Origin of the sequence: Brevibacterium yomogidense (assembly GCF_016107685.1) — a bacterium.
Taxonomy (GTDB): Bacteria; Actinomycetota; Actinomycetes; order Actinomycetales; family Brevibacteriaceae; genus Brevibacterium; species Brevibacterium yomogidense.
This window is the reverse complement of the sequence record NZ_JABASY010000003.1, coordinates 251870-270942: the sequence shown is the minus strand read 5'-3', so window position 1 is coordinate 270942 and position 19073 is coordinate 251870. Positions and strand designations below refer to the sequence as shown.

Genomic DNA, 19073 nt, shown 5'->3' with positions numbered 1-19073 from the left:
GCCTGAACTGCACTCCCAGTCGTCAGCGAGTGGCTCGGAACTCATGAGCCTAACAGCGAAAGGTGCTGGTGGCAGGCCTTCTGTTCGCCTGGATGTGTTTGGAAGAGCCCATCGAGCTTTGCTTTGTCGGCTGTGAGTCACGGGCGTTCGACGACCTGAGGGGCGCTCTCCTTCACCCGGTACACTACGGTTCCGGTGATAATCGCCGCGATCGCGATATAGATCCCAGGTGAGGCAGTGAAGCCTGTCTGAACGATCATGAGCGTGACGACAAAGGGCGCGGTTCCACCGAACAGGGACACCGACAAGTTGTAGCCGAGCGAGAAACCTCCATAGCGAACGTCCGTCGTGAACAGTTCGTTTGCGGCTGCGAGGACGGGCCCCAAGAAGAAGCTCAGCGAGACCCCCAGGATGATGTGGCTGGCGATCGCGATGGCAACGTTGCCGACCTCCATAGCAAGGAACAAAGGCACAGCGAGGACCACGGATGAGACGCACGATGCCAGTAGGACTTTGCGGCGACCGATGTGATCTGACAGCCAACCGGTCAGCGGAATCATGGCACAGAGGACGAGCATCATGATTACGGCGGACAGGGAGCCGGTGAGGGCGCTGAATCCTGCGTTCACCGAGAGGTGGGTGGGCACATAGGTGAGTACGACATAGATCGCGACGTTCTGGAAAAGAGCGAATCCGCCCACGACCAGAACGGCCCGCCAGTGGTGGATGATCGTCTCCTTGAGTGGGTTCTTCTTCACCTGCCCAGCTCGCTGGAGTGCGACAAACTCAGGCGTCTCCTCAAGCCGTGACCGGATGTACAGGCCGACGATCCCCAGCGGAGCGGCGACGAGGAACGGTATGCGCCACCCCCAGTCATGCATTTGAGCCTCGCTGAGGATGAGGTTCATCACCAGCACCGTGCTTGCGCCGAGAAGGAAGCCCAAGATGCATCCCATCTCGACGAAGCTCACGTAGAAACCGCGCCGTTCCTTCGGCGCATATTCGGCGACGAAAGCGGATGCACCACCCATCTCACCTCCGGCGGAGAACCCCTGGACCAGTCGAAAGAGGACGAGCAGGATCGGTGCTGCGACGCCGATGGTGTCGAAGCCGGGCAGCAGGCCGATTCCGAACGTGGCGATCGAAGCGGTGAGGATGACGGCCGCAAGCGTGTTCTTGCGGCCTATCTTGTCTCCCACTGCACCGAAGAAGATCCCGCCGAGTGGACGTACGAGGAACGCCGAGGCAAAGACGGCGAAGGAACTGAGGAGTGCCGAGGTTGGGTCCTCCGAATGGAAGAACACCTCTCCGATGATCACTGCGAGGTAGCCGTACAGGGCGACATCGAACCACTCGACGACGCTTCCGATGGATGCTCCCACTGTCGCTCGCCGGACAAGCGCGGGTGTGGGGGGGGGTGGACCTGATCTGCATGAGAGTCGGTGTGCACAGCTGCAACCTCGCAATCGTCGACCGTGAATGTGATCGGCTCCACAGCACACTAGGCATATCGTCGGACGAAAGCAAGGGGTTGCGGGGGCCCCTGCTGCTATTCCGGGACGCGGAGGAGGAGGTCGCTGCGAGAGTTGGCCAGATACGTGCGCAGGTACTCGGCTGCGGCAGGCGCCGCACCTTCCTGCAGGAGGCTCACGACCGTGTCGTGCTTGTGCAGATACGTGACATGGAAGGCGAGAGGGTCTTCCATGTAGCAATAGGCGAGACGGAACTCTGCCAGCGTTTGCTCGATCAGCATGGAGAGGCGCTGCGAGCCGGCGAGGGCGACGAGACCGCGGTGGAACTCGATGCTTGCTGCCGCGACCGTCTGCCAGTGATCGCGCTCTGCGGCTGCCTTTCCTTCGGCCACTGCTGCGCGGATGCGAGCCAGTCCTTGCGCTGGGACAGTGTTCACGCTGGTGAGGGCGCCGCATTCGATGATCTCGCGCGTCGTCATAAGATCGGCGATGTCGTCGCGGCCCAGGCGACGGACGAAGAATCCGGTGCTGAGGACGTGGACGACGAGTCGTTCGCGGACGAGGAGCTGGAAGCCCTCTCGCAGGGTGCTCCGCGAGACGTCCAGCTGAGACCGCATCCTTTCCTCTGCGAGCTTTGCTCCTGGTTGCAGCTCGCCGTCGACGATGAGGGTGCGGACCTCGTCCGCGACGCGTGCGGCGGCGCTGGCCACGGCCGGTAGCGGATCGGTGAGCGTTCGGGTGGTCACGGGCCTCAGGCTATCGCACGACGACTGTGCTGTTGCACACAGGGCGCTTGCGGATCGTCGGACGATCTTGCAGGATGGTCGAAGATACGCACGCGGGTTTCCACACCTGACGAATCGAGGGGTTATGACATCAGTGGTGAAGACCATGCGCGTCGGGATCGACATCGGCGGCACATTCACCGATCTCTCGGTGCTGGACGATGACGGAATCGTCGCGGTCGGTAAGGCGCTCACGACACATGGGTCACCTGCACAGGGTGTGCTCGAAGCGCTGATGGAACTGCTGCAGTCCCACGACATCGACGCCGCACATATCGGCACGCTGGTCCACGGGACGACTCTCGTGACGAACGCACTCATTGAACGTCGAGGCGCGAGGACGGCGTTGATGACGACAGAGGGCTTCCGCGACGTTGTGGAGATGGGCCGTGAACATCGGTACGACCTCTACGACCTCGACATAGAAATGCCTGTACCGCTCGTTCCCCGCCGGTTGAGGATCGGAGTGCCGGAACGGATCCTCGCGACGGGTGAGGTGGCAGAGCCGCTCGATGAGGAGAGAGTAGCGACCGTCGCCGCTGAGCTCGCAGCGGAGGGCGTCGAAGCAGTTGCTGTGTGCTTCCTCCACAGCCACGTGAATCCTGAGCATGAACAGCGAGCTCGCGACGTGATGAGGCAGGTCGCGCCCGGTCTCCGCGTCGCTCTCTCCAGCGACGTCAATCCAGAGGTGCGTGAGTACGAACGGTTCAGCACGACCATCGCGAATGTCTACGTTCAACGCATTGTCGAAGAGTATCTCGCCGAGCTGCGGAGCGGGCTCCACGCATTGGGGGTGCGAGATGCCCCCATGATCATGTTGTCGAATGGCGGTGTGACCGCGATCGAAGTGGCGCAGCGCTTCCCCATCCGCATGCTCGAGTCGGGGCCTGCCGGGGGGGCACTGGGAGCAGTGGCCGTGGGGCGCTCGATCGGGGAACCTGACCTTCTCGCATTCGATATGGGCGGTACGACGGCCAAGCTCTGCATGATCGAAGGGGCAGAACCACTCCTCACTCACACATTCGAGGTGAGCCGGGTGTACAAGCTCAGAGCGGGCTCAGGGCTGCCCGTGCGCGCCCCTGTCATCGACATGATCGAGATCGGTGCCGGAGGAGGGTCGAACGCGCGAATCAACTCGTTGGGCCTCATCGCAGTGGGCCCGGAGTCGTCCGGGTCCGAACCGGGGCCGGTCTGCTACGGGAAGGGCGGCGTACCTGTCACAGTGACGGATGCAGACCTCGTCCTCGGTCTGCTGGACGCCGGCAGCTTCTTGGGCGGACGGATGGAGCTGGACCTCGACGCCGCTCACGACGCGATTCGGACGCAGATCGCTGAGCCTCTTGGCATCAGTGTCACAGATGCGGCGTGGGGCATCCACGCAACGGTTAACGCGAACATGGCTGATGCCGCCAGGGTGCATGCAATCGAGCGCGGATGCGATGTCGACCGTCTGCCACTCTTCGTCTCCGGTGGGAACGGTCCCCTCCATGGCCCGGGAGTGGCGCAGGCCTTGGGCAGCCCCTCGCTCACAGTGCCCCCGGCCGCGGGTGTTCTCAGCACACTGGGGTTCCTGTCTGCACCCCCAGCGATTGATGTGGTCCGATCGCACTTCTCCAGTGTTGACGAGGGCCTCGCGTCCGTTGCTGCGGGGATCTACGAATCACTGGAAGAGGAAGCGGCGACGCTGCTGTCTGCCTCCGGTGTATCGCACGCGAACATCACGTACGTCCGCACTGTCGAGATGCGGTTCGAAGGGCAGGGGACGGAGGTCGAAGTCATGGCACCGACTCCTCACGCAGACATACGGTGGGATCAAGCGCTCAATGACCGGTTCCACGAGGCGTACCGGCAGCGGTTTGGTCCCGTCGCTCCAGAGCGTGTGCCGGTCGAAGTGCTGACGTGGCGTGTGAAGGCCTCGGGGCCAGAGCCGTCGCAAGCACTGCATTTCGCCTCGCATCACGCTGAACGGACCGCGGTGAAAGGCACACGCCGCGCGTATTTCGGCCCTGAGCACGGATTCCAGGACGTGGACGTCTACGACCGACACCACCTGCACTCGGGGCAGGAGATTCCCGGTCCTGCAATCGTGGAAGAGCCTGAGTCCACGTTGGTGGTGCCACCGGAGGGGCACGCAACAGTGTTGCCCAATCAGGCGATTCGCGTCGCGCTCACGTCTCACGAAGGTGGATGGAAATGATCGCAACCCCTGCACCTGGACTCGCTGCTGCGAACATCGACCCCGTCATCGTCGGTCTCGTGACCAATCGGCTTCATTCCATTCTTGACGAGCAGCAGACCGCGCTGATCAACACGGCTTTCAGCCCGGTCGTTCGTGAGTCCTACGACTTGGCATGTGCCGTCTTCGACTCACGAGGACGAATGATCGGGCAGTCGGCGTCGGGAACGCCGGGCCACATCAACGCGATGGCGACCGGCATGGAGCACATCGTCGCGAGGTTTCCGCACGGACAACTGGCCGACGGTGACGTCCTCATCACGAACGATCCGTGGATGACGGCCGGTCAGATCAACGACATCACGGTCGCCACCCCGTTCTTCCGGGAGGGCAGGCTCGTCGCCTGGTTCGCAAGCTGCTGCCATTCGCCTGACATCGGCGGCAAGATTCTCTCCGCGGAGGCGCGTGAAGTCTACGAAGAAGGCCTCCGCCTGCCCATCATGAAGCTGCGCACAGCAGCGGGGCCTGACACGACGCTCGAAGAGGTGATCAGGGCGAACGTCCGGACGCCGGACGAGACGATGGGGGACATCTATGCTCAGGTCGCGTCGAATCGCGTGGGCGCGCGCAGTCTCTTCGCCCTCATGGATGAACACGGCCTCGACGAGATCGATTCGATCGCGTCAGCGATCATGGACAGGTCGGAGGCGGCGCTTCGGAGTCGGATCACGGAGCTCGTCGACGGGCGGTACTCCGCATCGATGGAGGTCGACGGGTTCGGCGAGGATTCTCTGCTTCTCGCGGTGACGGTGACGGTCGAGAACGACGAGATCGTCGTCGACTACGCAGGGTCGTCGCCACAGTCGAAGCATGGGATCAACGTCGTCATCAACTACACCCGCGCGTACACGTCGTTCGCGATCAAGGCCGCACTCTCGCCGGACGTCCCTCACAATGAGGGCGCTTTCCGCCCCGTGAGAACACGGGCCCCCGAAGGTTCGATCCTGAATTGCCAGGAGCCTGCTCCCGTTGCGTCGCGACACCTCGTGGGGCATTTTCTGCCGAGCCTCATTTTTCAGGCTCTCCGGCCCGCTGTGCCCGGTGGCCTCCCGGCCGCGAGTGCGGATGCTCTGTGGATGACCGTATGGCGAGGCGTGGTCGACGAGGACCGGGAACGGTCGTACTTCACCCTTACCTCGTTCGGTGCGGGCGGTAGTGGTGGGCGGCCTCGCAAGGATGGGCTCACGACCACCGGGTTCCCGACGGGAGTGAGGGCAGCGCCCACGGAAGTGCTCGAAGCTCACACTCCGATCGTTCAGACGGCGCGGGAACTGCTGCCTGATTCGGCGGGACCAGGGACTCACCGCGGGGGAGTGAGTCAGGTGCTGCGGGTACGGAGGCGAGGAAAGGGCACGTGGTCCGTGAACGCCAATGTGGACCGTGTGAAGTTCCCCGCTCCTGGTGCAGCCGGCGGTGCTCCCGGTCGTCGTGGCTCGTTCGAGCGAGCTTCGACAGGAGAACCGCTCCCGAGGAAATCGCAGGTGTTCTTGGGAGACGACGACGAGGTCATCTTGCGCTTCCCCGGCGGCGGAGGGTATGGCAACCCCTGGGAGCGGCCAGTCGACCGTGTACTCGACGACGTGATAGACGGCTATATCACTCTCGAGAGCGCACGAGACGATTACGGCGTAGCCGTTGAATACAGCGGTCCGGCGGACGCTCTTGTCCGGACAGAACGCATGTATCGCGTGGATGAGGACGAGACCGATAGGCTCCGCGGCACGCGCTGATGTCACGTCGGAACGACGCGCACGCCACAATCCGGATCAGTCGGCAAGGTACCCGGTCTTCGGATCGATCTCCGCGAGGAAATCGTGGATGCTCGCGACGATCTGCTCGTCCGTCATGTGCCCGTGGGGGTAGATGCTGGTCATGAACCCGTAGTCGGGGTTGGGGCCGGACGTCCAGTCGAACTGGTACTCGCCGCGACCCTTCTCCCGCACGAGGAACGTCTCACCGTCGACTGTGAATGCGCGCCCAGCCTCCGCCGTCATTCCTCGCCCTCGTCGTCCTCGTCGCCGTGACCGAACGGATCCGGGTCCGTGCCGGGTAGCCATGAGTTCCCGGGCACGTTGAAGCCTTCAGCCTTCTGCTCCCGCTTCCAGCGCTTCTTCCACTTGTCCTGCAGCCGGTCGACGTACAGTGTTCCCTGCAGGTGGTCGTACTCGTGCTGCATGATGCGGGCGAACCAGCCCTCGACGTTCAGGGAGACGGTCTGCCCGTTCTCGTCGACCCCGTTGATCGTGACCTTCGCGCTGCGGTTGAGCGGGAAATCCAGACCCGGGACGGAGAGGCACCCTTCGGAATCCTCGTCCGGATGCGGCCTGTGGTCCGGCACCTTCGATCCGACGAGCACCGGGTTGATGAAGACGCCGCGCCTGCGCACCTGCGCGAAGTCGTCGTCCGCGTCGTAGACGAAGATCTGCTTGCCGACACCGATCTGCGGGGCCGCGAGCCCCACACCGTTGGACACCTTGAGGGTTTCGAACATGTCCGCGACGAGCGTGCGCAGCTCGTCGTCGAACTCCGTCACCTTGTCCGCGACGCGGTGCAGGACGGGCTCTCCGTAGACGACGATGGGATGAATGGTCATGCGCAGAATCCTAGCGGGGGCCTGACCTCACCTGGAGGCGTGCCACTCCCTGGGCCAGGGCAGGTCGAACACGGATGGATCCGCTTCCTCCGCTGGGGTCGCCGCCCGCACTCGTCCGTGCTGCACCTGCGCGCCCCCGCCGTCGACCATCGACCGGACCAGAGCGGTGGCGAAGGTGTGCGGGTCGGTGCCGACGACCTCGGCGGCGGCCTGGGCCCACCGCCGGCCGGCGACGTAATCTTCGATCCCGTCCGCGGCCATCCCGCCCCGGATCATGAGCTGGAAGGCGAGGATCCGCTTCGCCCCGTAATCGACTGCAAACGGAAGGTCTGCACGCTGGCGGCGCAGACGGTCCAGCGCCTTGTCGATGGCGGGGGCCGTGTCTGCGATGAGCGGCCCGTGACCGGGCACGATGGTACCGGCGTCGAGGCCCCCAAGACGGGAAACGGAAGCGATCGCCGCATCGAGCCCCTCTGTCCCCTCCCGCATGACGTCCACCCAGCCCACGTCGTAGGCGCTCAGCGTGTCGCCCACGACGAGTGAGCGGGACTCCGGGTCCCACAGGGCCAGGTGGCCGGGGGTGTGGCCGGGCACCTCGAGGACGTGCCACGCGTGGTCCCCCAGGTGGAGGACGTCGCCGTCGGAAGCCGTCCGGTCGATCGCGTAGGCGGGGACGGGCTGATCGAGGTATTCGGCGGCGCAGCATCCGGGGGAGGCCTGTGCCAGATCGTGGGAGTCCGTTGCGGACCCGATGATGCCGGCACCGGCTGATTGGAAGCGCTGATTTCCGCCCACGTGGTCGGAGTGCCAGTGGGTGTTGAAGACCCAGTCGACACGCCGCGTGTGCTGATCGACGAGACTCTGGGTCACGTCGACCTGGGAGGCGAAGCCCGAATCCACGACCGCAGCCTGTTCTCCGGGCAGCACCAGCAGATTCGCGTGGGGGAAGAGCCGCTCCTCGAAGCGGACACCGGCAGGAAGCCGTCCCAGATCACTCATGGCGTCACTCCGCGTCCACGCGGATGAGTGTCTGCTGTCCCGTCGCGACGAGTTTTCGCGCGCCGTCCTTGTGCGCGTACACCTTGAGCTCGCACACCGTGAGCGTCCGTCCCGGTTTGATGACGGTCCCCACCGCCTCCAAGGATTCACCGATCGCCGGTGCGACGAGGTTGATCTTGTACTCGACGGTGAGGACCTCGGACGATGCGTCGAACATCGTGAGTGCCGCGTAGTCGCCCGCACTGTCGGCGATCGTCGACGTCGCGCCGCCATGGAAGAAGCCGTGCTGCTGGGTGACGCGAGGACTCATGGGCAGGTGGATGCGTACTTCGCCCTCACGCACGTCGCCCAGTTCGGCCCCCATCGTCGTCATGAGGCCCTGCTTGCCGAAGCTGGCTTCGATGCGTGCCTGCACCTCTGGAGCTGCGTGTGGGGGAGCGGTGTCAGCGGTGTGCGAGCCGGCAGAAGTCTGCGGAGAGTTCTCAGTCACGGAGAGGCCTTTCGGTCGAGGGATCTGCAGGGGGTTCAGAGAGGTGCTCGGTGTGCGACGACGGTCTTCATGATGAGGGTCGAGGTGAGGCGGAGGACGCCCGGCAGCCGTGAGAGGGTCGAATCGTAGAGCTCCTGATACGTCTGCTTCGTCTCCGTCGCGACATAGAGCTGATAGTCGGGGTCGCCGAAGAGCCGCTGTGCCTGCACGATCTGCGGCACCTGCGCGACTGCCTCTTCGAATGCCTGCACGGCGGAGTGGTCTCCGGTTGCCATGGTGACGAAGACGAGTGCTTCGAAAGGCGTGCCGAGCTTGTCGAAGTCGAGGTCCGCCCGGAAGCCGCGGATGACACCTCCGGCCTCGAGGTCGCGGAAGCGGCGATGGCATGCGGACAGGCTCAGCCCCACCTTCGTGGCGACCTGCGTCATCGTTGCGCGCCCGTCGTCGTGAAGGATCGAAAGAATCTCTCGGTCGATCGCATCCATGGCGCAGAGTCTTGCGCACACCCAGCTGTTTTGCAGCAGTTCGCGAAGCACATTCGGCGTTCTGCTCCATAGTCTTCCACCATGGATCTCGCACTGCTGCTCTCGTTCTGGGGCCTGTCCGCTCTTCTCGCCTGCACGCCCGGCGTGGACTGGGCCTACGCGATCTCTGCGGGTCTGCAGCGCAGGGCAGCGCCGGCGGTACTGGGGATGCTCGCGGGGCATCTGACGGCGGCAGTGGCCGTCACCGCAGGGTTGGCGGCGATCATCGCGTCATCCGGGTGGATGCTCACAGCGATATCGTGCGCCGGCGGTCTCTACCTGCTGTGGTTGGGAGTTCGCGCGCTCCTGTCGTTGCGGCGGCGCCACGACAGCACGGCGTGGGACACACATGCGACCCCGGTGCCGACACGGCGTGCGGCTTTCCTGAAAGGAGCGGGGGTGAGCCTCCTCAACCCGAAGGTGTTCCTCTTGTTCCTGGCGCTGCTTCCGCAGTTCGCGAGCCCGTCGGCATCGCTGCCGATCGGTGGGCAGATGCTCGTGCTGGGACTCGTGCACGTCGCAACCTGCGCCGTCGTGTACGTCGCGGTGGCGTGCGGGGCAGGAGCGGTCCTCTCGACGCGCCCACTGGCCGCAGCCGTGGTCACCGGCGCATCCGGGGTCGTGATGGCCGCCCTGGGAGCGGGGGTGGTCGCCGAAGCGATCGTCGGGCCGTGATTCGTCAGCGCGCAACCGCGCAACCGCGCAACCGCGTCACCGCGTCACGGTGGCACCGCATCACCGCGTCACGAGGTCGACGAACGTGTCTGCGCTGATGACCGGTGCGAAGAAGCGGTTGATCCGATCGAACGTGGCGGCCTCCTGTTCGGGCTGCTGTGCGCCGGACGCGTCGCCGATGACGATCGGCAGCAGCCCGTTGTCGCGAGCGGCCCGCACGTTGCCCTCGATGCACCAGTCCACGTGGACACCGGCGAACACCAGCACCTCGATCTTCTTCCGCGCCAGGGTTCCCGGCAGGTCGGTGCCGACGAACGCGCTCTGCAGGGCACTCTCGAACAGCTCCTTGTCACCCGGCTGCTTCAGCTCCTGCAGTTCATCGACGAGGGTGTTGTCCCATGCGATCTGCTCCGGGGTCGCACCGATCTCATCGGTCCACGACGAGTACTGCACGCGGTCGAAGTCCGACTGGGGGTACTGCGACCGGAACAGCGAGTAGCCGACCCATGTGATGTCGAAGTTGCCGGCGGCGCGCGCTGCGGTGACGGATCGGACCGTCGCCTCGAGGTTGCCACGGAAGGCGTGTCCTTCGCCGTACTGCACACCGCCGGGCCTGTACACGGAGTTCGACTGCCCGATCGAGATGAATGCGGCCGGCCGGGCGAAGATCTCACGCAGGTCCAGCTGCTTCCAGTGATCGGCCAGCTCCGGCAGTGAGTCCTTGTTCGTGGGCGGCAGTGTCGCGATGAAAGAGTCCGGGAGCTCGACGGGCTCCAACGGCGTCGTCCTCACAGCGGTGGCAGTGGCGGTCACAGGCTCTCCTTCTCGAGGGTGGGCGACTCGGCGGACGCCAGACGTCAGGTGCTCCGCTGCAGAGGTGAGGTGCGGACCCCAGCTGCAACGGTGCCCCCGATGCTAGGGAGGCACAGGCGGCCCTGTGCGTAGGGCGACTCATGGTGACGTTCCGTGACGGAATGCGACGCCAGGACATTCAGGCAGAGGAGAATTTCACGTGCCAATACCCCTATTCTCGTATATATGGGTACCGCGAAGCGCTGGTCGAAGCCCGGATGGGTGGTAGCCGGTTCGGCGATTCTTGCGATTGTGGTGTGGGGCTTCGCGGACGGTTGGGCGCTCGACGTTCCGCGATGGGCGCGCGAGTGGCTGACGCAGGCTGAGCCCCTTGCCCCGTTCAGCACCGCGCTTGTCGCCGCGGTCGCCGGGATCGTCGCGTGGAGAAGCTACCGTCATCGACGATTTAACGACACGCGCGCAGAGTGGTGGCGACGTACTCAGTATGGCGTCGAGCTGGCGGTGGAGGATGACGCGCACAAACGCGCAATCGGCATGAGGGTTCTGCTCGCGCAGGCTGGCGAGCAGGGAATCTTCCAACGGGATCGGGACTTGTTGCAAAGCCTGAATGACGAGCTTCGCGACGAGGCGATGCGACGCTCCGCAGCGGTTCCGGCTGCCCCCGATACAGAAGATCCGGCGGTTGACCCGAGGCGTGGAGTGGCTGCCCGTCATGCAGGCCGGGGGATCTGCGGGTTCTTCCTGCGCATGGCCGGTAGACTGGGAAGACGACATGAGGAGGAGGCGAGCTGATGGCCATCTCTGAGAGCACGAGCCTTCCACGCCGGCCGGATGCGAGTGCCAGCACCGGTCAGAACGGTCTCAAGTACAAGACCGCTGATGGGACGGTGGTGTACGTCTCCAATGCCGACGATCTCGCGTTTCTTCAGCTGTCGGACAAGCTCAACAAGAAGTTGAAGGATGTGTACGGGCGTCGCCCGCGCCTTCCTCAGCGCTGAGTCGGTGTACCCCATGCCTACCACCGCCTCGGCGACGGTGTTCGTCCTGTGACGTGTCCGTCTTCCGGACGACGGGAATAGTTCGGGCGTTACCAGCGGTTAAGATCGTTGATACCGAAATGAATCAGCAGCTGAAGCCATTGGCTGGTGTGTGGTCGAGGAACTCGACGCCTGCAGCTGACCGTTCCTCGCGATTCGAACCTATGGACACAGTCCGGTGCGATCCCTGGTGAGGGCCCCGGACGGGAACGGAAGGCTACACATGACCATTCACTCCGATGTCACGAAGATCGTCGGCGGGACGCCGCTGGTCCGACTGAACAAGGCAAGCGAGCGCAGCGGTGCGGAGATCATCGCGAAGCTCGAAGGCGCGAACCCGGCGAACTCGGTCAAGGACCGGATCGGTGTGGCGATGATCGACGAGGCAGAGAAATCCGGGCAGCTGCAGCCTGGCGGCACGATCGTGGAGGCGACGTCCGGCAACACCGGCATCGCGCTCGCGATGGTGGGTGCGGCGCGCGGCTACAAGGTCGTCCTCACGATGCCGGAATCCATGTCGAAGGAGCGCCGCGCACTGCTGCGCGCGTTCGGTGCGGAGCTCGAGCTCACCGCGAAGGCGGACGGCATGCGCGGCGCGGTGGAGAAGGCCGAATCGCTGGCTGACAAGGGCGCCGTCCTGGTCCGCCAGTTCGCGAACGAGGCCAACGCCGCCGTCCACGAGGCGACGACGGGTCCGGAGATCGTCCAGGACACGGACGGGAACGTCGACGTGTTCGTGTCGGGCATCGGCACCGGCGGCACCATCACCGGAGTGGGCCGGGCCTTCAAGAAGGCGGGAGTGGACGCGCGCATCGTCGCCGTCGAACCCGCCGCCTCCCCGCTGCTGTCCTCCGGAGACGCCGGCCCGCACATGATCCAGGGCCTGGGCGCAAACTTCGTCCCGGAGGTGCTGGACCGCGACATCTACGACGAGGTCCAGACCGTGGAGAACGACGTCGCCTTCGACGTGGCCCGCCAGATCGCGAAGGACGAGGGCCTGCTGGTCGGCATCTCGTCCGGTGCCGCCGTCGCCGCCGCCGAGGTCGTGGGCGCCCGCCCGGAGAACCAGGGCAAGCGTGTGGTCGTCATCCTCCCCGACTTCGGCGAGCGCTACCTCACGACGCCCCTCTTCTCGGAGTACATGGATTCCTGATGCGACGACGCCTCGGACTCATCGGTTCGCTCGCGGCGGCGGGCGCGGCGGCCTACGGACTGTCGCGCCCGGTGGTGCGGGAGACTCTGCGCGAGGACCTGGATACGGCCAGGCTGCGTGACCCTGCGGCACGGAACGACGTCGTCATCGCGCTGTCGTACCCCGGACTGCACGCCATCTGGGCGCATCGGGCGCTGTACAAGCTGAACCAGTACGACGCGGGCAAGGCGCCGGCACGTCTGCTGTCGCAGGCGGTGCGCACGCTCACCGGGGTGGAGATCCACCCGGGCGCGAAGATCGGCAGGCGCTTCTTCATCGACCACGCCAACGGTGTGGTGATCGGGGAGACGTCGGAGATCGGCGACGACGTCATGCTCTACCACCAGGTGACGCTGGGAGGCCGCTCCATGAAGCAGGAGAAGCGGCATCCCACCGTGGGGGACAACGTCGTGATCGGTACCGGGGCGAAGATCATCGGGCCCGTGGAGATCGGTGAGAACGCGGCCGTCGGAGCGAACGCGGTCGTCGTCAAGGACGTGGCCGCAGGCGGGACCGCCGTGGGTGTGCCCGCCAAGGTGAAGTTCCCCGCTTCGCGTCCCGTCGATGACGAGGGCCACCCCACACCGGACGGTGTGCTGACGGATCCGGCACTCTGGATCTGAGCGGACAAGGGATTCCGTACGTGTGTGGCGCCCGTGGTTCTCCACGGGCGCCACACACGTCTCAGGCGAGGCAGGCGTCAGGATGCTGGTTGCGGTCCTGTGGGTCCTCGTGAAGGTGACTGCTCCTCGTGAAGGTGACCGCGCAGCCGATCCGGTTCGTCCACCCAGAACGCGACACGGTTAACGGCCAAGAAGCCGTGGCCTGTCACGTCGACTGTCGTACCGTCGGTCAGGGAGAGGCACACGTTCGTCTGGCCGTGACGGGCGACGGAAACTCCGGCTCCTCCACCTTCGGAAGGCCGCTCCAGGTGCACTCCGTCTGTCGGGTAGTGCTTCAGCCCCGTCCTCGCCGTCGTGATCGTCGACCGTTCGATGCGGATCTCGTGGTGAGCGTCCACGCGCACGGTCAGGGTCGTGTCGGTCACGTGATGAGGTCGCGTCGACAGCGATGCCAGGAACCCGAGCACCCAGATGACGCCCATGACTCCCAGGACCAGCGCGACGACTCGGACGGTGGGCCACGGCAGCAGCCAGTGGACCAGTGCGATCTCCACGATGCCGAGCACCGCGAAGGCGAGGAGAACCGGCAGCTCATAGCGGTGGTACGAAAACCCCTGCCCGCACTCAGGAACGAGGGGCCTGCGCGACACCCACCTCCAGATGCTCTCCCACAGGAGGACCTCGAAGCGTGCTGATCGCACGATGGGGGCTGGAACCGCCTCGCGGGCAATCGCGCGAACAGCGCTTCTCCTCGAGTCCCCCTCCTGACGGGCCTGACCGTATACGCAGACGGCGAGCACGATCTCGGCGATCACTGTCACGAGCAGGAGCGCTCCGACGGTGATCGGGATCCACGGGGCGACGGGGATTCCGGCGAGGAGGAGAAGCGCCATGGCGGCTTCGGCCGGCGCCAGCACGAGCAGCGCACTGTGGATGTATGCCGTCCGGTTGCGCCCGGTGCGGAGTGGTGAACCCGCAGCCGTGCGTGTGCGGGAGGGGGTGGTTCTCATGATGAGCTCCTGAGCGCCAGGAGATGGTGGATCGCCATGGCCTGCGCGGGGGAGAGGTCGTCCATGATGGTGTCGATGAGGGGCGGCCGTGATTCGGGCGCTTCATGGAACTGGGCGCGGAGTGGTTCGGGCAGCGCTGCGAGAAGGTCGTGGGCGAGCTGTCGGAGGGCGGGGTCGTCGGTCCGCGTGGACGCGTCCCCGTGCCCGAGGTCGTCGAACCTCCGATAGATGTCTGCCATCCGCTCGGCTGTGGCGGGGTCGGCTCCGCCGTCGGTCATCGCGGTCGCCCACGCATGAACGGCCTGGTCCGGCAGGGTGCTCATGATCTGTCGGTCGATCTCGAGACTCTGCGTCCCCGCGCCATGTGCCTGCAGCGAGCTGAAGAGTGACTGGGCCTCGTCGGGGAGGAGCGCATCATGCGAACTGCTGTCGTCGGTCGACGATTCGACGCGGTTGAGCAGGCTCCGGACGGTGTCACGCCGGGCCCGGATCTCGCTTTCCTGTCTGCAGAGCTCGTCGTCCAGGTCCCTGAGGATGGCTGAGAGGTCGCGCACGTCGTCATCGCGCATTGCATCTGCGACTTCGCTGAGCGAGAGGCCCAGCCCCGCGAGTCGGACCGCACGCATGAGGAGGACGACATCACGCAGTGCGTAGTCGCGGTAGCCGTTGTCCCGCCGTGCCGGCTCTGGGACGATACCCGCGCGATGATAATGGCGCAGGGTCCGTGTCGTGACGCCCAGATGCTCCGCGACTTCACCGATTCTCATGTCTGCATCAAACACCTTGACGCTGCGTCAATGTCAAGGGGTGCTCGAAGGGGCCGTTGAGCGGCAGCGACCTCAAGGGGCACACGAAGGCCGTGAGTGCCAGACGACGTACTGTGGCGAGAGGACTGACCGCAACACGTCGAAGGGATGCACCGTGACATCGAAGAACATTCATGAAGCCGTCACCATCGGGAGCTCCGACCTCACGGTCTACCCGCTGGGTCTGGGCACCAACACGTTCAACGACCCGAGCTCGCCGGAGCAGTTCCACACGGTGCTCGACGGCTTCGTCGAGCGGGGCGGCAACTTCCTCGACACCGCGGACATGTACTCCTTCTGGGTCGACGGGAACTCCGGCGGCGAATCGGAGACGGTGATCGGCCAGTGGCTCGCGGCCCGCGGGAAGCGTGAGGACATCGTGGTGGCCACGAAGGTCGCCGCGAAGCCCGGACGCGAAGGCCTGTCGCCGGACAATATCGCGCGCGCCGCCGACGAATCGCTGCAGCGCCTCCAGACCGACTACATCGACCTCTACTACGCCCACTACCAGGACGACGAGACGCCGATCATCGACAGTGCTCGCGCGTTCGATGCCCTGGTGAAGGCGGGCAAGGTGCGTGCCATCGCCCTGTCGAACCTCTCACCCGACGCGATCGACGAGTGGTTCGCCGTGTCGAAGGAGAACGGCTTCGCACTGCCGGTCGCTCTGCAGCCGCGCTATTCGCTCGTGTCGAGGGAGTACGAGGGCGCGCCGGCTGCCTCGGCGAAGAAGCACGGGATGTCCGTGTTCCCCTACCAGGTGCTGGCGGGCGGGTTCCTCTCCGGCAAGTACCGGACGGAAGCGGACCTCGAGGGTCGTGCCCGCGCAGGAGCGGTCGAACGCTACCTCAACCCCGAGGGTCTGCGAGTCGTCTCCGTCCTGGACGAGGTCGCCGCCGCTCACGGCACTGATGTCGCGTCCGTGGCGCTGGCCTGGGCATCCGCGGACGGCAAGATCACGGCACCGCTGGCCGCTGCGACCAGCACGGCGCAGCTCGACCAGCTCTTCGCGGCGACGGCGCTGGAGCTCACCGCGGATGAAGTGGCGTCGCTGGACGAGGTCTCCGCAGGCTTCCGCTGACAGACGCCGCACGGGGGCGGCGCTGACAGCTTCACGCGGTCAGCGCCGTCCTTGTCGTGGGGCCCGCGTCATCCCCGTCATGCCAGGGCGATGAGCGCGATGCCCGCGATCACGATCACCGACCCCGCCATCCGCAGCCCGATGTTCTTCTCCCCGAACAGGACGCGGGCCAGGAGGAGGCCGATGACGATGCTCGACTCCCGCATGGGTGCGACGAGCGCCACCGGCGCGTGCTGCATCGCGAAGAGGACGAGCACGTACGCGGCGGGGGAGAGCAGGCCCACCGCGAGCGTCGTGCCCCAGTGGCGGGTGCCCAGGTCCGGGAGTTCGTCCCGCCGGCGGATCGCCACAGGGGCCAGGAGGATGACCTGCATGACGCAGGACAGCCAGAAGTAGACGACCGGGTTGACGGACAGCTCATTCACCGCGTGGTCGTCCCACAGGGTGTACGAGGCGATGAAGACCCCGGTGAGCAGACCCCACAGGAACCCGGACCGTCTCCGCTCGGGGGAGGAATGGCTGGTCCGCAGCGTCACGACGACGATGCCGGCGACGATGATGAGCGCGCCGGACAGCGCGAGTGCGCCGGGGTGGTCTCCCAGCACCAGAACGGCGACGATCACCGTGAGGAGGGGCCCCGTGCCTCGTGCGACGGGGTAGACGGTGGACAGGTCACCTTTCGCGTACCCGGTCTGCAGGCTGGTCGCGTAGCCCACGTGGAGGAACCCCGTGACGACCGCGGCCACCAGCAGGTGGGGGCCCAGTGAGGACGGGCCCCGGGCGAGCAGCAGGAGGCTCGGCACTGCCAGGGCGACTGCCCCCACGACCTGGTACCCCCAGACGAAGAGTGCGCCGAACCCCTCCGCTCGCTTCGCGAGTGCATTCCACACAGCGTGGAACACGGCCGCGAGGATGACCAGACCGATGATCTCCGTGCTCATGGTGCGAGTGTGCCCTGTCCCTCGGGCTCAGGCCGCGCTGTGTGCGTGCTTCCACCGCGCGTGGTGGTCGATGACCGTCTGCACGTCGGGGTGGTGGACGGTCCCGTACTCGAGTGACGTGCGGGGTGACAGGCACAGGCGATTCACCAGCACGCGAGCCCCGGACCGGTGCACGAGTGTGAAGGGATGGAACATCCCGGTGCCGTGGGGTGGGATGAGGGAATCGACGTCCTCCCATCGGACGGTGAGGGTCCGGAACCAGGGCTGGCCGATGACGAGACCCTGTTCGTGGACCGTCACGTTCAGCTTCACGTACTGGATGAAGCTCACGACGACGAAGGCGATGACGACGACTCCGGCGATGAGGAAGAGCAGACCGAGGATCAGGAACGCGGACGTCGGGTCGGGTCCGAACGCATAAGCGCCCAGTGCCAGGACTCCCGGAAGGCTGAGCCCGAGACCCGCGAGCAGGCCGATCGAGTGCCCCACGATGTTGAGAACACCCGCACCTCCTGAGAGCAGCGGGCCGACACGTGCGACGCTGGGTCCCAGCTGATGGTCTGTCATGGAGACATGTTCTCAGATAAGAACCGCGCCGCGGGCAGGCCACCCTGAATTAGGTAAGGTCTTCCTATCTCATTGCGGTATGCTTCCCCGAGTCCGCACATCACACCCAGAGGAGAATCCTCCATGCGCACTTCGCGCTCTGCGCTCGCCGCCGTCACGGCCGCCACTGCCCTCGTCCTGACCGCCTGTGGAGGAGGAGACGCCGAAGCCGGCGGCGATGCTGCGGAAGGAACCGGCGACGGTGCCTTCCCCGTCACAGTCGAGCACGCCTTCGGAGAGACCGTCATCGAGGAGAAGCCGGAGCGCGTCGCGACGATCGCGTGGGGCAACCACGAGGCCGCGCTCGCGCTGGGTGTCGTCCCCGTCATCATGGAGAAGGCGACCTGGGGCGATGACGACGACAACGGCGTCCTGCCGTGGGTGGAGGACAAGGTCGAGGAGATGGGCGCGGAGATGCCTGAGACCTGGGACCCGACCGACGGCGTCGACTTCGAGGCGATCGCCGCCTCGGAGCCGGATGTGATCCTCGCCGGCTACTCCGGCCTCACGCAGGAGGAGTACGACACCCTCTCCCAGATCGCCCCCGTCGTCGCGTACCCGGAGACCCCGTGGGGCTCCACCTGGCAGGACACCCTCCTGCAGGACGCGAAGGGACTGGGCCTCGAGGAGGAGGGCCGGGCCGTCATCGACGAGACCGAAAACGCACTGGCGGAGAAGGTGGGCGAGTACGACAACCTCGCCGGGACCTCGGCGATGTGGGCCTACGTCGAACCGACGGACACCAGCTCGTTCTCCTACTTCACCGTGAACGATCCGCGCGTCCAGTTCTTCCCGGAGATCGGGATGGAGATCCCGCAGGCCGTCACGGACGCGTCGGAGGGCAACGACCAGTTCTTCGGCTCGGAGAGCACGGAGACGGCCGCGGACACGTTCGCGGACGCGGACGTCATGGTCGTCTCCACCGACTTCGACCAGCAGAAGCTCATGCAGGAGGACCCGCTCATGTCGAAGATCCCCGCGATCGAACGCGACTCCATGGTGTGGCTGCCCGCGGACGCTCCGGAAGCGGCCGTGTCCAACCCGTCGCCGCTCAACGTGACCAGCGAGTACATGGACGGCTACCTCGCCCTCCTCGACGAAGCCGCCGGCAAGGCCCAGGACTGAACCCGCGGGGCCGCGCGGCACACACAGCCAGCCGCGCGGCCCCGCCTCTCCCACGCACCCTCACG

The 19073-nt window shown here is 65.7% G+C and carries 21 protein-coding genes; 9 read left to right on the top strand and 12 right to left on the bottom strand.

Annotated elements, in window-relative coordinates; translation table 11 throughout:
- Positions 1–137: 137 nt before the first annotated feature.
- Positions 138–1382 (bottom strand): MFS transporter, encoded by a 1245-nt coding sequence (locus tag JFC09_RS09690; RefSeq protein WP_198393810.1) that lies wholly within the window; start codon positions 1380–1382, stop codon positions 138–140.
- Positions 1383–1549: 167 nt separating this feature from the next.
- Complete coding sequence (locus tag JFC09_RS09685) at positions 1550–2218, bottom strand: GntR family transcriptional regulator (protein ID WP_198393809.1); 669 nt, start codon at positions 2216–2218, stop codon at positions 1550–1552.
- On the opposite strand from JFC09_RS09685, the gene JFC09_RS09680 reads away from it, so the two are divergent.
- Together JFC09_RS09680 and JFC09_RS09675 are read left to right on the top strand one after the other, a co-directional pair.
- On the top strand, positions 2211–4454 hold the full coding sequence (locus JFC09_RS09680) for a hydantoinase/oxoprolinase family protein (RefSeq protein WP_198393808.1): 2244 nt from the start codon (positions 2211–2213) through the stop codon (positions 4452–4454). The two genes, JFC09_RS09685 and JFC09_RS09680, sit on opposite strands and share 8 nt — an antisense overlap.
- Positions 4451–6223, top strand: a complete 1773-nt coding sequence (locus tag JFC09_RS09675; protein WP_198393807.1) for a hydantoinase B/oxoprolinase family protein — start codon at positions 4451–4453, stop codon at positions 6221–6223. Before JFC09_RS09680 ends, JFC09_RS09675 begins: the two co-directional genes overlap by 4 nt.
- A gap of 36 nt (positions 6224–6259) precedes the next feature.
- Here JFC09_RS09675 and JFC09_RS09670 read toward each other — a convergent pair whose 3' ends face one another.
- Genes JFC09_RS09670 through JFC09_RS09650 form a run of 5 tightly spaced genes read right to left on the bottom strand, consistent with a single transcriptional unit; the run spans position 6260 to position 9060 of the window.
- Positions 6260–6487 (bottom strand): hypothetical protein, encoded by a 228-nt coding sequence (locus tag JFC09_RS09670; protein WP_198393806.1) that lies wholly within the window; start codon positions 6485–6487, stop codon positions 6260–6262.
- Positions 6484–7086 carry a peptide deformylase gene (gene def / locus JFC09_RS09665; protein WP_198393805.1) on the bottom strand — a complete coding sequence of 201 codons (603 nt, stop codon included), beginning with the start codon at positions 7084–7086 and terminating at the stop codon, positions 6484–6486. The genes JFC09_RS09670 and def overlap by 4 nt, the downstream gene beginning before the upstream one ends.
- Positions 7087–7113: 27 nt before the next feature.
- Entirely contained in the window at positions 7114–8085 is a 972-nt protein-coding gene (locus JFC09_RS09660; protein ID WP_198393804.1) for an MBL fold metallo-hydrolase, read from the bottom strand.
- A 4-nt stretch (positions 8086–8089) separates the two neighbouring features.
- Positions 8090–8575 carry a PaaI family thioesterase gene (locus JFC09_RS09655; protein WP_332839722.1) on the bottom strand — a complete coding sequence of 162 codons (486 nt, stop codon included), beginning with the start codon at positions 8573–8575 and terminating at the stop codon, positions 8090–8092.
- 35 nt (positions 8576–8610) lie between these two features.
- A complete protein-coding gene (locus JFC09_RS09650) occupies positions 8611–9060 on the bottom strand; it encodes an Lrp/AsnC family transcriptional regulator (protein WP_198393803.1) in 450 nt (149 codons plus the stop codon).
- 81 nt (positions 9061–9141) lie between these two features.
- Between JFC09_RS09650 and JFC09_RS09645 the strand changes: the two genes are divergently transcribed.
- Entirely contained in the window at positions 9142–9774 is a 633-nt protein-coding gene (locus JFC09_RS09645) for a LysE family translocator (RefSeq protein WP_198393802.1), read from the top strand.
- 60 nt (positions 9775–9834) lie between these two features.
- On the opposite strand, the gene JFC09_RS09640 is transcribed toward JFC09_RS09645, so the two are convergent.
- The gene (locus JFC09_RS09640) at positions 9835–10587 is read right to left on the bottom strand and encodes a cysteine hydrolase (protein WP_198393801.1); all 753 of its coding nucleotides are present in this window, start codon (positions 10585–10587) and stop codon (positions 9835–9837) included.
- A gap of 225 nt (positions 10588–10812) precedes the next feature.
- On the opposite strand from JFC09_RS09640, the gene JFC09_RS09635 reads away from it, so the two are divergent.
- The 4 genes from JFC09_RS09635 (at position 10813) to cysE (ending at position 13439) form a co-directional block, all read left to right on the top strand.
- A complete protein-coding gene (locus JFC09_RS09635) occupies positions 10813–11379 on the top strand; it encodes a hypothetical protein (protein WP_198393800.1) in 567 nt (188 codons plus the stop codon).
- A complete protein-coding gene (locus tag JFC09_RS09630; protein ID WP_198393799.1) occupies positions 11379–11585 on the top strand; it encodes a hypothetical protein in 207 nt (68 codons plus the stop codon). The genes JFC09_RS09635 and JFC09_RS09630 overlap by 1 nt, the downstream gene beginning before the upstream one ends.
- Positions 11586–11847: 262 nt before the next feature.
- Positions 11848–12777, top strand: a complete 930-nt coding sequence (gene cysK, locus JFC09_RS09625; protein ID WP_198393798.1) for a cysteine synthase A — start codon at positions 11848–11850, stop codon at positions 12775–12777.
- On the top strand, positions 12777–13439 hold the full coding sequence (gene cysE / locus JFC09_RS09620; RefSeq protein WP_198393797.1) for a serine O-acetyltransferase: 663 nt from the start codon (positions 12777–12779) through the stop codon (positions 13437–13439). The genes cysK and cysE overlap by 1 nt, the downstream gene beginning before the upstream one ends.
- 77 nt (positions 13440–13516) lie before the next feature.
- Here the strand turns inward: cysE and JFC09_RS09615 are convergent, their stop codons facing one another.
- On the bottom strand, positions 13517–14449 hold the full coding sequence (locus JFC09_RS09615; RefSeq protein ID WP_198393796.1) for a hypothetical protein: 933 nt from the start codon (positions 14447–14449) through the stop codon (positions 13517–13519).
- Complete coding sequence (locus JFC09_RS09610; protein ID WP_198393795.1) at positions 14446–15216, bottom strand: MerR family transcriptional regulator; 771 nt, start codon at positions 15214–15216, stop codon at positions 14446–14448. The genes JFC09_RS09615 and JFC09_RS09610 overlap by 4 nt, the downstream gene beginning before the upstream one ends.
- Positions 15217–15370: 154 nt before the next feature.
- Here JFC09_RS09610 and JFC09_RS09605 point away from each other — a divergent pair, with 154 nt between their 5' ends.
- Positions 15371–16336 carry an aldo/keto reductase gene (locus JFC09_RS09605; protein ID WP_332839721.1) on the top strand — a complete coding sequence of 322 codons (966 nt, stop codon included), beginning with the start codon at positions 15371–15373 and terminating at the stop codon, positions 16334–16336.
- Between the two features lie 77 nt (positions 16337–16413).
- Here the strand turns inward: JFC09_RS09605 and JFC09_RS09600 are convergent, their stop codons facing one another.
- A complete protein-coding gene (locus JFC09_RS09600) occupies positions 16414–17277 on the bottom strand; it encodes a DMT family transporter (RefSeq protein WP_198393794.1) in 864 nt (287 codons plus the stop codon).
- A 27-nt stretch (positions 17278–17304) separates the two neighbouring features.
- Entirely contained in the window at positions 17305–17844 is a 540-nt protein-coding gene (locus JFC09_RS09595; protein WP_198393793.1) for a hypothetical protein, read from the bottom strand.
- A 123-nt stretch (positions 17845–17967) separates the two neighbouring features.
- Here JFC09_RS09595 and JFC09_RS09590 point away from each other — a divergent pair, with 123 nt between their 5' ends.
- On the top strand, positions 17968–19008 hold the full coding sequence (locus JFC09_RS09590; protein ID WP_198393792.1) for an ABC transporter substrate-binding protein: 1041 nt from the start codon (positions 17968–17970) through the stop codon (positions 19006–19008).
- Positions 19009–19073 lie beyond the last annotated feature (65 nt).

What these genes read in the sequence shown, in the direction of transcription:
- JFC09_RS09675 (WP_198393807.1), top strand. Translation starts at nt 4,451, where the DNA reads ATGATCGCAACCCCTGCACCTGGACTCGCTGCTGCGAACATCGACCCC.
- JFC09_RS09670 (WP_198393806.1), bottom strand. Translation starts at nt 6,487, where the DNA reads ATGACGGCGGAGGCTGGGCGCGCATTCACAGTCGACGGTGAGACGTTC.
- def (WP_198393805.1), bottom strand. Translation starts at nt 7,086, where the DNA reads ATGACCATTCATCCCATCGTCGTCTACGGAGAGCCCGTCCTGCACCGC.
- JFC09_RS09660 (WP_198393804.1), bottom strand. Translation starts at nt 8,085, where the DNA reads ATGAGTGATCTGGGACGGCTTCCTGCCGGTGTCCGCTTCGAGGAGCGG.
- JFC09_RS09650 (WP_198393803.1), bottom strand. Translation starts at nt 9,060, where the DNA reads ATGGATGCGATCGACCGAGAGATTCTTTCGATCCTTCACGACGACGGG.
- JFC09_RS09645 (WP_198393802.1), top strand. Translation starts at nt 9,142, where the DNA reads ATGGATCTCGCACTGCTGCTCTCGTTCTGGGGCCTGTCCGCTCTTCTC.
- JFC09_RS09635 (WP_198393800.1), top strand. Translation starts at nt 10,813, where the DNA reads ATGGGTACCGCGAAGCGCTGGTCGAAGCCCGGATGGGTGGTAGCCGGT.
- JFC09_RS09630 (WP_198393799.1), top strand. Translation starts at nt 11,379, where the DNA reads ATGGCCATCTCTGAGAGCACGAGCCTTCCACGCCGGCCGGATGCGAGT.
- cysK (WP_198393798.1), top strand. Translation starts at nt 11,848, where the DNA reads ATGACCATTCACTCCGATGTCACGAAGATCGTCGGCGGGACGCCGCTG.
- cysE (WP_198393797.1), top strand. Translation starts at nt 12,777, where the DNA reads ATGCGACGACGCCTCGGACTCATCGGTTCGCTCGCGGCGGCGGGCGCG.
- JFC09_RS09615 (WP_198393796.1), bottom strand. Translation starts at nt 14,449, where the DNA reads ATGAGAACCACCCCCTCCCGCACACGCACGGCTGCGGGTTCACCACTC.
- JFC09_RS09610 (WP_198393795.1), bottom strand. Translation starts at nt 15,216, where the DNA reads ATGAGAATCGGTGAAGTCGCGGAGCATCTGGGCGTCACGACACGGACC.
- JFC09_RS09600 (WP_198393794.1), bottom strand. Translation starts at nt 17,277, where the DNA reads ATGAGCACGGAGATCATCGGTCTGGTCATCCTCGCGGCCGTGTTCCAC.
- JFC09_RS09595 (WP_198393793.1), bottom strand. Translation starts at nt 17,844, where the DNA reads ATGACAGACCATCAGCTGGGACCCAGCGTCGCACGTGTCGGCCCGCTG.
- JFC09_RS09590 (WP_198393792.1), top strand. Translation starts at nt 17,968, where the DNA reads ATGCGCACTTCGCGCTCTGCGCTCGCCGCCGTCACGGCCGCCACTGCC.